Origin of the sequence: Staphylococcus sp. HMSC077D08 (assembly GCF_001837945.1) — a bacterium.
Classification (GTDB): domain Bacteria; phylum Bacillota; class Bacilli; order Staphylococcales; family Staphylococcaceae; genus Staphylococcus; species Staphylococcus epidermidis.
Genome location: NZ_KV834737.1, coordinates 68,477 through 82,421, shown reverse-complemented (window position 1 = coordinate 82,421; position 13,945 = coordinate 68,477). Strand labels below are relative to the sequence as shown.

General features: G+C 31.0%; 12 protein-coding genes and 2 tRNA genes. 11 read left to right on the top strand and 3 right to left on the bottom strand.

Annotation, left to right across the window (positions count from 1 at the left end; translation table 11 throughout):
- The 7 genes from HMPREF2663_RS00445 to HMPREF2663_RS00415 all read left to right on the top strand — a co-directional run bounded on the left by HMPREF2663_RS00445 (nt 1) and on the right by HMPREF2663_RS00415 (nt 7,235).
- A tRNA-Gln gene (locus HMPREF2663_RS00445) sits at nt 1–75 on the top strand.
- Between the two features lie 3 nt (nt 76–78).
- Nucleotides 79–151, top strand: a tRNA-Lys gene (locus HMPREF2663_RS00440).
- Nucleotides 152–316: 165 nt separating this feature from the next.
- A complete protein-coding gene (cdaA, locus tag HMPREF2663_RS00435) occupies nt 317–1,126 on the top strand; it encodes a diadenylate cyclase CdaA (RefSeq protein WP_002475624.1) in 810 nt (269 codons plus the stop codon).
- Complete coding sequence (locus HMPREF2663_RS00430; RefSeq protein ID WP_002447826.1) at nt 1,127–2,062, top strand: CdaR family protein; 936 nt, start codon at nt 1,127–1,129, stop codon at nt 2,060–2,062.
- A gap of 24 nt (nt 2,063–2,086) precedes the next feature.
- Nucleotides 2,087–3,442, top strand: coding sequence for a phosphoglucosamine mutase (gene glmM, locus HMPREF2663_RS00425; protein WP_002490694.1), 1,356 nt, complete (start codon nt 2,087–2,089; stop codon nt 3,440–3,442).
- A 629-nt stretch (nt 3,443–4,071) separates the two neighbouring features.
- The gene (gene glmS / locus HMPREF2663_RS00420; protein WP_070845555.1) at nt 4,072–5,877 is read left to right on the top strand and encodes a glutamine--fructose-6-phosphate transaminase (isomerizing); all 1,806 of its coding nucleotides are present in this window, start codon (nt 4,072–4,074) and stop codon (nt 5,875–5,877) included.
- 500 nt (nt 5,878–6,377) lie between these two features.
- Complete coding sequence (locus HMPREF2663_RS00415; protein WP_002487056.1) at nt 6,378–7,235, top strand: HAD family hydrolase; 858 nt, start codon at nt 6,378–6,380, stop codon at nt 7,233–7,235.
- A 316-nt stretch (nt 7,236–7,551) separates the two neighbouring features.
- Here HMPREF2663_RS00415 and HMPREF2663_RS00410 read toward each other — a convergent pair whose 3' ends face one another.
- Nucleotides 7,552–8,703 carry a flagellar type III secretion system protein FlhB gene (locus tag HMPREF2663_RS00410; protein ID WP_070845554.1) on the bottom strand — a complete coding sequence of 384 codons (1,152 nt, stop codon included), beginning with the start codon at nt 8,701–8,703 and terminating at the stop codon, nt 7,552–7,554.
- Nucleotides 8,704–8,835: 132 nt separating this feature from the next.
- Here HMPREF2663_RS00410 and HMPREF2663_RS00405 point away from each other — a divergent pair, with 132 nt between their 5' ends.
- Complete coding sequence (locus HMPREF2663_RS00405) at nt 8,836–9,567, top strand: metallophosphoesterase family protein (RefSeq protein ID WP_002490707.1); 732 nt, start codon at nt 8,836–8,838, stop codon at nt 9,565–9,567.
- A 263-nt stretch (nt 9,568–9,830) separates the two neighbouring features.
- On the opposite strand, the gene czrB is transcribed toward HMPREF2663_RS00405, so the two are convergent.
- Nucleotides 9,831–10,784, bottom strand: a complete 954-nt coding sequence (czrB, locus tag HMPREF2663_RS00400) for a CDF family zinc efflux transporter CzrB (protein ID WP_002496995.1) — start codon at nt 10,782–10,784, stop codon at nt 9,831–9,833.
- Nucleotides 10,771–11,112 carry a Zn(II)-responsive metalloregulatory transcriptional repressor CzrA gene (gene czrA, locus HMPREF2663_RS00395; protein ID WP_002475625.1) on the bottom strand — a complete coding sequence of 114 codons (342 nt, stop codon included), beginning with the start codon at nt 11,110–11,112 and terminating at the stop codon, nt 10,771–10,773. Before czrA ends, czrB begins: the two co-directional genes overlap by 14 nt.
- Before the next feature lie 144 nt (nt 11,113–11,256).
- On the opposite strand from czrA, the gene HMPREF2663_RS00390 reads away from it, so the two are divergent.
- The 3 genes from HMPREF2663_RS00390 to HMPREF2663_RS00380 all read left to right on the top strand — a co-directional run bounded on the left by HMPREF2663_RS00390 (nt 11,257) and on the right by HMPREF2663_RS00380 (nt 13,779).
- Nucleotides 11,257–11,913 (top strand): SDR family oxidoreductase, encoded by a 657-nt coding sequence (locus tag HMPREF2663_RS00390; protein ID WP_002447817.1) that lies wholly within the window; start codon nt 11,257–11,259, stop codon nt 11,911–11,913.
- Between the two features lie 644 nt (nt 11,914–12,557).
- Entirely contained in the window at nt 12,558–13,496 is a 939-nt protein-coding gene (locus HMPREF2663_RS00385) for a type I phosphomannose isomerase catalytic subunit (RefSeq protein ID WP_002447815.1), read from the top strand.
- A gap of 55 nt (nt 13,497–13,551) precedes the next feature.
- Complete coding sequence (locus HMPREF2663_RS00380) at nt 13,552–13,779, top strand: hypothetical protein (RefSeq protein ID WP_002458728.1); 228 nt, start codon at nt 13,552–13,554, stop codon at nt 13,777–13,779.
- The last annotated feature ends 166 nt before the right edge of the window (nt 13,780–13,945 follow it).

The following is a 13,945-nucleotide window of genomic DNA, read 5'->3' as shown; positions in this document are numbered from 1 at the left end:
TGGGCTATAGCCAAGCGGTAAGGCAACGGACTTTGACTCCGTCACGCGCTGGTTCGAATCCAGCTAGCCCAGCCATTAGAGCCATTAGCTCAGTTGGTAGAGCATCTGACTTTTAATCAGAGGGTCAGAGGTTCGAATCCTCTATGGCTCACTTTCTAGACATCTTCAATTGAAGGTGTCTTTTTTTATTTGTTAGAATTTTTTACTTTTATTTCTTATTTAAGAATTTTTATAAAATGTTATTTTGTCGTATGACAGTGTTAATAATGATTGGTATAATAATCAATATGGAAAAGTATTACCCGGAGGAGATGTTATGGATTTTTCCAATTTTTTTCAAAATCTGAGTACTATAAAAATTATTACTAGTCTACTGGATTTACTGATTGTTTGGTATGTGTTGTATCTTCTCATTACAGTTTTTAAAGGTACTAAAGCAATTCAATTATTAAAAGGGATAGTTGTCATTGTTATCGGCCAGCAAATCAGTAAAATTCTTAACTTAACAGCAACATCTAAATTGTTTGATATTGTAATTCAATGGGGTGTTTTAGCTCTCATTGTGATATTTCAACCTGAAATAAGAAGAGCCTTGGAACAATTAGGTAGAGGAAATTTTTTAAAACGATATACGAATACTTATAGTCGCGATGAAGAAAAGTTGATTCAATCTGTATCTAAAGCTGTTCAATATATGGCTAAGCGTCGCATTGGTGCGCTTATTGTTTTTGAAAAAGAGACAGGTTTGCAGGACTATATAGAAACTGGAATACCGATGAATTCTGATATATCTCAAGAGTTACTAACTAATGTATTTATCCCTAATACACCATTACACGATGGTGCAATGATAATTCAAGGAAGTAAGATTGCCGTTGCTGCAAGTTATTTACCATTATCAGATAGTGTTAAAATATCAAAAAGTTTAGGAACTAGACATAGAGCGGCAGTTGGAATTTCAGAAGTTTCTGATGCTTTTACTGTTGTTGTATCTGAAGAAACTGGTGATATATCAGTGACTTTTGATGGAAAATTAAGAAGAGATATTTCAAAAGATGTTTTTGAAGAATTGCTTGCTGAACATTGGTTTGGTGCACACTTTCAAAAGAAAGGTGTGAATTCATAAATGCTTGAAAGTAAATGGGGATTAAGATTTGTCGCTCTCATATTAGCAGTATTTTTCTTTTTATCAGTAAATAATGTATTCGGAAATATATTTAATACAGATGATTTATCACAAAAATCATCCAAAACCATTCAAGATGTACCCGTTGATGTTATTTATAATAATAAAGACCTACATGTAACTAAAATTCCTGAAAACGTCGATGTTAATTTAACAGGACCACAATCAAAATTAATCAAAATTGAAAACCCTGAAGATTTGAAAGTAGTCGTTGATCTTTCTGGAAAAAAAGCAGGGAAATATCAAAAAAAATATCAAGTTAAAGGCATAGATAGTGGTATCAACTATCAAATTAAACCTGAAGTAGCACACATTAACCTTGAAAATAAAATAACACGAGTTATGCATGTTCAACCAGACATTAGTAGTAATAGTTTAGACCCAAAATATAAAATAAGTAAACAAAGTATTTCACCAGAAACTGTAAAAGTGACTGGTGGAGAGCAACAGTTAAAAAATATAGCTTATTTAAAAGCAACCTTTAAAAATTCTAGTAAAGTGAACAAAGATACCAATGATGTTGCAGATGTTAGTGCATTTGATAAACAATTAAATAAATTAAATGTATCAATTAATCCAAATGAGGTTAATTTAAAAGTAACAGTTGAACCATTCAGTAAAATGGTTAAGGTACGTACAAAAACAACGGGTAAGCTTAATGAAAATAAAGAATTAGATAGTGTTAAACTAGAAGATAAAGAAGTAGAAATCTTTGGTAATAGAGATGAATTACAAAATATTAATGAAATTACTGCTGAAGTAGATATTGATGGCATTTCAGAATCTACAGAAAAAACAGTATCATTTAACTTACCTAAAGATGTGACTAAAGTGAATCCAAAGGAAACAAAAGCGTATATAAATGTTAAAAATTGATAGATACAAAAGGAGCGTTTAAAAATGGGAAAATATTTTGGTACTGATGGTGTTCGTGGTGTCGCTAACCAAGAACTCACACCTGAATTGGCTTTTAAACTAGGTAGATACGGAGGATATGTACTCGCACATAACAAAGGTGAAAAGCATCCTCGAGTTTTAGTAGGAAGAGATACAAGAGTATCAGGAGAAATGCTAGAATCTGCATTAATCGCTGGTTTAATTTCAATTGGCGCAGAAGTGATGCGTTTAGGTGTTATCTCAACACCAGGTGTGGCTTATTTGACTAAAGAAATGGAAGCAGCATTAGGTGTTATGATTTCTGCGTCACATAATCCGGTTGCTGATAATGGAATTAAATTTTTTGGTTCAGATGGCTTTAAATTGTCAGATGATCAAGAAAATGAAATTGAGCAATTATTAGATCAAACCAATCCTGATTTACCACGTCCTGTAGGAGAGGATATAGTACATTATTCAGATTATTTTGAAGGTGCACAAAAGTATCTAAGTTATCTTAAATCCACAGTCGATGTAAATTTTGAGGGTCTTAAAATAGTATTAGATGGTGCAAACGGGTCAACTTCTTCTTTAGCCCCATTCTTGTTTGGCGATTTAGAAGCGGATACTGAGACAATTGGATGTAATCCAGATGGTTATAATATTAATGAACAATGTGGCTCTACTCATCCAGAAAAATTAGCTGAAACGGTGTTAGAAACTGGAAGTGACTTTGGTTTAGCTTTTGATGGAGATGGAGATCGCATTATTGCGGTAGATGAAAATGGGCAAATTGTAGATGGAGATCAAATTATGTTCATTATTGGTCAAGAAATGTATAAAAACCAAGAACTCAATGAAAATATGATAGTTTCGACAGTTATGAGTAACCTTGGTTTCTACAAAGCTCTAGAAAAAGAAGGTATTCAGTCAAACAAAACTAAAGTGGGAGATCGCTATGTTGTCGAGGAAATGAGAAGAGGAAATTATAATCTTGGTGGTGAACAATCGGGTCATATCGTATTAATGGATTACAATACTACTGGTGATGGATTATTAACGGGTGTTCAATTGGCCTCTGTTATTAAAATGAGTGGTAAAACTCTAAGCGAGTTAGCTTCTCAAATGAAAAAGTATCCACAATCTCTAATTAATGTGAGAGTGACTGACAAATATCGTGTTGAAGAGAATATTCATGTTCAAGAGATAATGACGAAAGTTGAAACCGAGATGAACGGTGAAGGAAGAATTCTTGTTCGACCTTCTGGAACTGAACCTTTAGTACGTGTAATGGTTGAGGCTGCAACTGACGCGGATGCTGAAAGATATGCTCAAAGTATCGCTGACGTTGTTGAAGGAAAAATGGGTTTAGATAAATAATATTTTCATGTTTAAATTCATATATAACAGATTTATGATGTTACTATCATAAATCTGTTTTTTTAAAACAGAATTTTATCTTTTAAAAAGATTTGAAAAATATATTTTTTTATTTTGAGAATAATTCGCTGATGTATCTATTCAGAACTATTACTATTTATAAAAAATACTGTTAAATCGTTTGCAAATTAATTCGTTATCAGTGTACAATAAATATTAATGGAAAGGAGGAAAGTCTAGGTTATTAATAATTAAAGCGCCTGTGCAAAATGCTTAAATAGTTGTTAAGTATTAAAAGTAAAATAGTAGAGCTTTTATAGATAATTATTTGGCTTTTGTAGACGAGGAGGATAGTGATCGAATCAGATCGGCGGATGCTATCCCGGATGTGGCACATTCGTTAGCTTATTAAGTAAATCATTAAGGTGACTTAGTGGACAAAGTTAATAAGATCGCCAAACTAAATAAATTATTTTGGGAAACTACGGATAGCGTGTATAAAATTCATATAATAGCACGCTTATTTCATGATGTAATCGTTAATAATAATTATGATAGGGGATTATCAAATTTAACCAGTGATAATTAATCATAATAGCCGTGTTATCCCATTTGTTGGAGGATATTATATGTGTGGAATTGTAGGTTATATTGGCTACGATAATGCCAAAGAATTACTATTAAAAGGGTTAGAAAAATTAGAATATCGTGGTTATGACTCAGCAGGTATTGCTGTAGTTAATGATGATGGTACAAAACTTTTTAAAGAAAAGGGAAGAATTGCTGAATTACGTAAAGTTGCAGATAATAGTGATGAGGATGGTACGTTAGGAATTGGTCATACACGTTGGGCGACACATGGTGTTCCAAATTATGAAAATTCACACCCACATCAGTCAACATCTGGACGTTTTACATTAGTTCATAATGGTGTAATTGAAAATTACGAAGAATTAAAAGCTGAATATTTATCTGATGTCACTTTTTCATCAGAAACTGATACGGAAGTTATCGTACAATTAGTAGATTATTTTTCTAAGCAAGGATTAGCTACAGAAGATGCATTTACAAAAGTAGTTAAATTATTAAATGGGTCATATGCTTTAGGACTATTAGATGATAATGATAAAGATACTATTTATGTGGCTAAAAACAAGTCTCCGCTTTTAGTAGGTGTAGGTGAAGGTTTCAATGTTATTGCTTCTGATGCTCTAGCAATGTTACAAACTACAAATCAATACAAAGAGATACATGACCATGAAATAGTTATCGTTAAGCGAGACACAGTAGAAATTAAAGATCTTGAGGGGCATATTCAACAACGTGATACGTATACGGCAGAAATAGATGCTGCTGATGCAGAAAAAGGCGTATATGATCATTACATGTTAAAAGAAATTCATGAACAGCCTGCAGTGATGCGTCGTATAATTCAAGAATATCAAGATGAAAAAGGTAATTTAAAAATCGATGCAGATATTATTAATGATGTAGCAGATGCTGATCGTATTTACATCGTTGCAGCTGGTACTAGTTATCATGCTGGATTGGTTGGTAAAGAATTTATTGAAAAATGGGCAAGTGTACCTACTGAGGTTCATGTAGCTTCTGAATTTGTATATAATATGCCACTTCTTTCTGAAAAACCACTATTTATTTATATTTCACAATCTGGTGAAACAGCTGATAGTCGTGCTGTTTTAGTTGAAACAAATAAATTAGGTCACAAATCATTAACAATTACTAATGTTGCTGGCTCAACATTATCACGTGAAGCGGATCATACATTACTTTTACATGCTGGACCTGAGATTGCAGTCGCATCTACAAAAGCATATACAGCGCAAATTGCTGTTTTATCTATCTTATCTCAAATTGTTGCTAAATATCATGGTCGTGAAACCGATGTTGATTTATTAAGAGAACTTGCTAAGGTTACTACTGCTATAGAAACAATTGTTGACGATGCACCTAAGATGGAGCAAATTGCAACGGATTTCTTAAAAACTACTCGTAATGCATTCTTCATTGGAAGAACAATTGATTATAATGTTAGTTTAGAAGGTGCATTAAAATTAAAAGAAATTTCTTATATTCAAGCTGAAGGATTTGCAGGTGGGGAATTAAAGCACGGAACAATCGCTTTGATTGAAGATGGCACACCTGTCATAGGTTTAGCTACCCAAGAAAACGTTAATCTATCAATTCGTGGAAATATGAAAGAAGTAGTAGCACGTGGTGCATATCCTTGTATGATTTCAATGGAAGGTTTGAATAAAGAAGGAGACACATACGTGATTCCACAAGTACATGAATTATTAACTCCATTAGTATCTGTAGTGACAATGCAATTAATCTCATATTATGCTGCATTACAACGAGATTTGGATGTGGATAAACCTCGTAACCTAGCCAAATCGGTTACAGTAGAGTAAAATGTTTATAATTTAGAGTAGCCTAAGTGGCTACTCTTTATTTTTTGAATTAATTTTAGAATTATGCTTCAATTAATTTTAACTAAGCGTTTAATGCCGTTGGTTAAGGACTTTAATGAGGTACCCTAAATTATTAATATTGGATGAACCTACAACTGGATTGGATTTTATATAAAGAGGCAACTATTTAAAACATTAGGTAAGCATATTTTAAATGATTCACAACTTTCTGTCATACATGTAACGCATATACATATAATAGAAGAAATGCCGTTATTTGTGAAAAAGTTTTACTTAAAGACATTTACATATTTAACAAGGGTAATATTAAAGATATTATGAGACCCTTATCGGATAACAAATTTTTTGGGAGAGATGTCATTGTAAATAAAAGAAGACGACAATATAGTATGTTCAAAGTGTAATCAAAGCCGTTGCACTTTAGTATGATAAGTGACACAATTTAAGTGTATAAGTTAGAGTCTTGAATGGAGGATAATATGAAAAATATAAAAGCAATTTTTTTAGATATGGATGGAACGATATTACATGAAAATAATAAAGCCTCGGAATATACTAAACAAGTGATTAATCAATTGAGAGAACAAAATTATAAAGTTTTCCTTGCTACTGGGAGATCTTATTCAGAAATCAGTCAACTTGTTCCAAATGGATTCACTGTAGATGGTATTATCAGTTCGAATGGAACTTCAGGTGAAATTCATGGAGATAATTTGTTTAGACATAGTTTAACTTTAAAACAAGTACAGAAAATTGTGGAATTGGCTAAAAAACAACATATTTATTATGAAGTTTTTCCTTTTGAAAGTGATCGCATATCTCTTAAAGAAGATGAAGATTGGATGAAAGAAATGATTTCCACTATAGAGCCACCTGACGCTGTAAGTCAAAGTGAGTGGTCATCGAGAAGAGAAGCAATTAAAGGAAAAATAGATTGGCAAGATACCTTACCTGATGCACACTTTTCTAAAATATATTTATTCAGTCCCAAATTAGATAAAATAACTGATTTTCGCAATCATCTTGTTGAAAATCAAACAAATTTAGGTATTACCGTATCTAATTCTTCGCGTTATAATGCTGAAACGATGCCATATCATACTGATAAAGGTACAGGTATCAAGGAAATGATTGATCACTATGGTATTCAGCAAGAAGAAACTTTAGTTATTGGTGATAGTGATAATGATAGAGCTATGTTTAATTTTGGCCACCACACTGTTGCAATGAAAAATGCAAGACAAGAAATTAAAAATCTTACAGATGATATTACCGAATACACGAACGAAGAAGATGGTGCAGCACATTACTTAAAAACTCATTTATTAGATAACTAGTCTTCAAGTCAGTATCTTGTTATTAAACGGTCGATTACGATAGTTTATATCAGTAAAAATTTTGAATTTATAAAATAGGCAAATGGCCACTTTCATATTTAATCATGAAAGTGGCCATTTTTGATTTAAATTATATGTCTATCAACTGGTTCATTATGATTATTTAAAATATGCATAAGCATTAATAAAATATTAAAGAGGATTTTCACAAAAATATATTTACAATATAAAAAGCCCAACATGAAAGATTATTAAAATTTCATGTTGGGCAAAATACTTTATATTTAAATTAATAAGGTAATCTAAAGACAATCAACTATTTCTTATCAAATAGATTTTTAGCTTGTTCTGTATTATTTTCTTTATTTTCATTTACTTTTTCTTTGATGGAATCATCTATGTTATTTTTTTGGATATCAGTTTTTTCTTGTTGTACATGTGTTTGTTGATCTTTCATTTTATCTATTTCTGTATCTTTTGAATCGGAAGTATTCAATGTAGTATCTACTTTGTCGTTTACAGTATCTTTGTTAACATCTTTATTTTTATGACGTCTTTTGCTTTTGACTGGTTGGTCACCACGTTTAACGAAATAATTAATAATTCCAAAAATCAAAATGTAATAAAGACATAGACGTAATACTATAGATACGATTCTAGCTATTATAACAATAGTTTGAGCCACCATTTGAGACATACTGCTTGTTAAGTATTGTACACCGAATAATAGCGGTCTGTTAATAATACTTGCAAGTAAACCAATAAGTAATACGCCAATGAAAAATTTAAACCAAGTTTTCTTACCGTTTTTAATACCTTTAAATCCTTCTTTTAGATTACTCATTACTTTACGAGATGAATCTTCTGTATAAGCAGTAGTATAATTAATAATGAATATAATTACAAACCAATAGAAAATTGATGAAATGAAACCTGTTATGAGTAACAACACAATTTGTATTGTGATTAAAATTCCCATTGGATTTTCGTAGCCACTTATTGATTGTTGTAAGCCAATAAATAATGGGCTAAGAGCTAAATTATATAATTTATTTAATAGCATTAGAATAAGTACGATTATAATAAACAGAACTAAAGTTATTAAAGCTAAGATTACTGATTTAGCATATTTGCCTTTTTTAAAAGCAAAAAATAAATCACTAAAGAGAACTTTCTCTTTATTAATAGCTTTTTGAATTGCATATACTGTACCAGTTATCAATGGGTAACCTACAAAAATAAATAATAAAGCTAAAATGAGTAATATAAAAATAATAGATATAATAGGTTTTGTAGTAGGTTCACCGAGTTGAGCTAACATGGGTAACCTTTGGGCTCTTAATATAACTAATGAGAATGCAATATTAGAAGTAATATAGCAAATGACAAAAGTTAGTAATGAGATTAGTATTAACTTTAAATTATGTGGTTTTGCTTTTTGAAATCCGGATTTATAATAATTAAACAAATTTTAAGCACTCCTTTTTTTTCATATAAATACAATATCAAAATTCTAATAAATTTTAAATTAATATCTAACATAATAGAGCACAAAATGTTAGAATATGCTAATAAGATAACATTGAAGGGAGATAATATCATGAAATTTGCTGTTATCACTGATATTCATGGAAACTTTGATGCGCTTCAAACTGTTTTAGATGATATTGATAGTAGAGATGATATTGAAAAAATTTATAACCTAGGTGATAACATAGGGATTGGACATGAGACAAATAAAGTACTGGATACTATATTTGACCGAGATGATATGGAAATGATCGCAGGTAATCATGATGAAGCTATTATGTCACTCGTCAATGGAACACCTTATCCTGAAGATTTAAAAGGGAAGTTTTATGAGCATCATCAATGGATTGAAGGACATTTAGATGAGTCCTATTACGATGAAATTAATCAATTGCCAAGATATATTGAAATGACCGTAAAAGGGAAAAAGATTTTATTTATTCATTATGAAATTGAAAATGATAAAATGTCAGCTCCCATTGATGAACAACCTTTTGCGCCTATTACAAAAGATGACGAACAAGCTATTTCTAAATTATTTAAAGATAAAGAAGCCGATTTAATTTTATTTGGACATAACCATAGATTGCATATGTTTGATGATAAATCTACAGTATATTTTAATCCTGGATCAGTAGGTTTGAACAACGGTTCTAACACCGTATATGGTATTATTACCGTTAATGAAAAAGGAATTTCAGTAGAAAGAGTGAAATTAGCGTACAATAATGAAGAATTTTTAGCAGGTTTTGAAGAAAAGCAAGTACCAGCTAGAGAATTTATATTTAAGAATTTCATTTAAAGTAAGATGTTTATATGTGAAAAAGTAAATATTGAGATAGATTCATCTGAAATTTATAACACCTATTGAAAATTTTTAGAGCGTGGGAACATAAACTGATGTCCCACGCTCTAAATATATATAGGATGATTGAAATGGAGTTCTACTCACATCAACTCTCTTTTAAATTAAGATATGATTTTTAGGTTGAGTCTTTGAATGCAATAGAACCTTCAATCTACATCTTTATTTATAATCAAAAAGGATCGTTAGAAATAAACGCTCTAATGAGAGTGCTCATGTATACCTGAGCATAATGTTGATTCGTCGTGTTTGTGTTCTGGTGTTTCAAGTTGTATTGTCATATGCTGAATATTTAATTGCAATAGGTCACTTTCGATTGACTTTAGCATTGTTTCACACGTTTGAACTGATAAATATTCTGGTACAACTGCATGACAACTTAATGCATTCATATCATTTGAAATGGTCCATACATGACAATCATGTACATTTTGAATTCTTTCATCTTTACTAATTGCTTTAATTACAGCATTTAAATCTATATTGTTAGGCGTTCCTTCCATCAATATGTTAAGGGATGATTTAGAAATGCCGTAAGCACTTTTTAAAATAATTAACGAAACTAAAATACTGGCTAAAGGATCCGCTAATGTAAAATTAAAACCCAAAATTAAGAGAGAAGCAACGATTGCACCAACAGAGCCGAACAAGTCTCCAAGTACATGTAAAAATGCGCCTCGCATATTAAGGTTGTGAGAGGTATCTCCTCCTTTAAACATGAGTATCGCTACAATGATATTTACCATAAGACCAATCACACTAATGATGAACATTTCCTTCGATTGAACCTCAGGAGGTTCTAAAAATCTTCGTATCGCTTCGATTATTATAATAATACTAATGATAAATAGGGTAACTCCGTTGAAAAGTGCTGCTAGAATCTCAAAACGTTTGTAACCATATGTTTTACTTTTTGTAGCATGCTTTTCAGCATATATAAAAGCTATAAGAGCTACTCCTAAGGATATGGCATCACTTAGCATGTGAAAACCATCAGACAATAATGCTAGACTATTTGCCAAGAACCCACCTATAATTTCCACAAGCATGAAGAGACTAATAATAATAAAAGAAAACATGAGTACTTTCTTATTATCTGTATGAACGTGTCCGTGTGCATGAGAATGATGATGTTGATGATTATGATTTGTCATTAGAAATTCCACCTTCACTAGGATGTTTGGCGTGGTGAATAGCTTGTTTAAGTAAAGTTGAAACGTGTCTATCATCTATAGAATAAATCATTGATTGCCCTTGTCTTTTAGATTTAACAAGATGAGTGCTTTTAAGTAGTTTCAATTGATGTGATACATTTGACTGAGTCATATTTAAAGAATGTGAAATATGTCCAACACTTGCTTCACCGTTTTCAAGAAACTCCATAATTCTGACACGATTAAAATCACTTAAAGCTTTGAAAATATGAGTGACTTTAATCAATATATCCTGATTGCTTTCATCGTTAATATGATATCCACTCATTGTAAATTCACACTCCAACATATGAATATTTGTTCATATATTAATATAATGAGAATATTGAAGTATGTCAATGATACACTAACGTTTAGTATTCTCTTGAAGTGGTAAATACAAAATACAATTTTTTGAAGGAGGACGTTTGAAATGAGTATTTTAGTTATTGGAGCAAATGGTGGCGTAGGTTCTAAACTAGTAAGTCAATTAAATGAAGAACACGTTGATTTTACAGCTGGTGTGCGTAAGGAAGATCAAGTTAAAGAATTAGAAAATAAAGGAATTAAAGCTACTTTAATAGATGTAGAAAAAAATAGTATTGATGATTTAAAAAATATCTTTACAGATTATGATAAAGTCATTTTTTCGGTTGGATCTGGAGGAAGCACTGGAGCGGATAAAACAATCATTGTTGATTTAGATGGTGCTGTAAAAACAATTAAAGCTAGTAAAGAAGCGGGTATCAAACATTACGTTATGGTATCAACGTACGATTCTAGACGTGAAGCATTTGATGCGAGTGGAGATTTAAAACCGTATACAATTGCAAAGCATTATGCTGATGATTACTTAAGAACATCAAATCTTAATTATACAATTGTACATCCAGGTTCACTTACAGATGATGCTGGAACTGGAAAAATAGAAGCTGATTTATATTTCGACAAACCAGGATCAATTCCACGTGAAGATGTTGCTACAGTTTTAAAAGAAGTAGTAACTTCTGATGGTTTTAATAATCAAGAATTCCAAATTTTAAGTGGCAATCATGATGTTAAAGATGCATTGAAAAACTATGAATCTTAACATTTAAAATTAAGTACGTATTAAAAATTATTTGTCATTTTTAAAACAATTTGATGCAAAATTCATTCTCTATTATCGATAGAATTGTTGTAGTTTGCTTTTAAATACTTCAATTTCTAATCAGTATTTGAGGGGGGCAAGATAAGAAAATCAAAAAGTCTTATCTTGTTCCCTTTTTATATTAAACGTTAAATATTTCAATGAGTATAATTACACTCATTGTTCTGCTTTTAAATGAACTTGAAAAAAGAGAAATGCTGGATTCTATTGAAGCCAATTTAACGCTTTGTTATTTTAAGGCGTCATTTACAGAAAATAATGGTATAGTAATGAATAAAGCGCTTTATTAGAATAGTAAAAATGATGCTATTCAATTTATTATGCAGTTGATATAATATGTAAGAATCCTACGTCAAATGGACACAGGATACAAAGTGTATAAAATGATAGTATATTCATATAGTAGTTTGTGAAATAATCATATATGCTACACTCAAAACGAGTGAGAAAGAGAGCTAGCTTCAAATACATATCTTAAAAGAAGAGCTATGTTGTATCAAAAGTATTTTTATTATTTAACATTGTGTGATATTCAAGCATAGATAATGATTAAAGTTTAGGCTTTTAATAATGGAGGTGTGAACATGCCGTTATTTTTAAAACCCATTTTTCTCGATAAAGTATGGGGCAGTGATAATCTTCGCCAATTTGGGTATCAACTACCTAATAATCATATAGGTGAATGTTGGGGAATTTCAGCACATCCACATGGCAAAAGTGTGATTGAAAATGGTATATTTGCTGGTCAAACATTGGATCAAGTATGGAACAATCATAGAGAAATGTTTGGAGATTTTCCAAGTAAAGATTTTCCGTTAATGGCTAAAATTGTAGATGCTGCTGCGCCATTGTCTATTCATGTACATCCAGACGATTCTTATGCATATGAACACGAAGAAGGTCAATATGGAAAATCTGAATGTTGGTACATCATTGAAGCTGATGAAGGTGCAAAGATTACTATAGGTACGTATGCGAAATCTCGTGATGAATTTGAAGAGCAATTGAAGCAAGGTACATTTGAAAAACATTTGAGAACAATACAAGTGCAACCAGGAGATTTTTACTTTATACCAGCTGGAACGATACATTCCATAGGTGCAGGCATTATGGCGTATGAAGTCATGCAATCATCAGATATTTCATATAGAATTTATGATTATCATAGAAAAACAGACAATAGTGAGGAACGTGAATTAAATATAGATAAGGCATTAGATGTTATTAATTATTCAAATGAACTACCTAATATCACTCCTCAAAATGAAGTGATAGAAAATCACAATTGTACACATATTGTATCGAGTGATTTTTTTACTATGGTTAAGTGGGATATTTCTGGTACTCTAAATTATATGAAGCCTAGAGAATTTTGCCTTGTTTCTGTTTTAGATGGACAAGGTAAACTTATTGTAGATGGTGATATATATGAAATATCTACAGGTTCAAACTTTGTGTTAACTTCTGAAGATTTAGATAGTGTTTTCGAAGGAGATTTCAAACTAATCATTAGTTACATTTAATAAGTATTAAAAAATATACCAATTTAAGTATAGGTGATATAAGGAGAGAGGCTTTGTGAAGCAATTTTTATATATTTCTCTAGTTTGTGGCATTATTTCAGGAGCAGGTATATTTTTACAATTACCGCATTATCCATCTATGATGATTCCAAGATTTGTGGCGATTCTTGGAATAATTAGCGCTGCAATCACAATAAGAGATAAGGAAATAAGTGGTATGCTTAAACTTGGTGGAATAATGATTAATATAATGCCGTTACTTGGGAGTGTTATTGCTAAATGAAAGATGACGATATGCAAGTGTCTAACGATGATACTTGCATTTTTAATTTTTAAAAGCAACTTTTAATGATAAGTGTTGTTTAGAATAGTGAATGATATTATGATAAAATAAATAAAAATATTTAATAATAATGATGATCACATTTAAGTGATTACTGATGAGACCC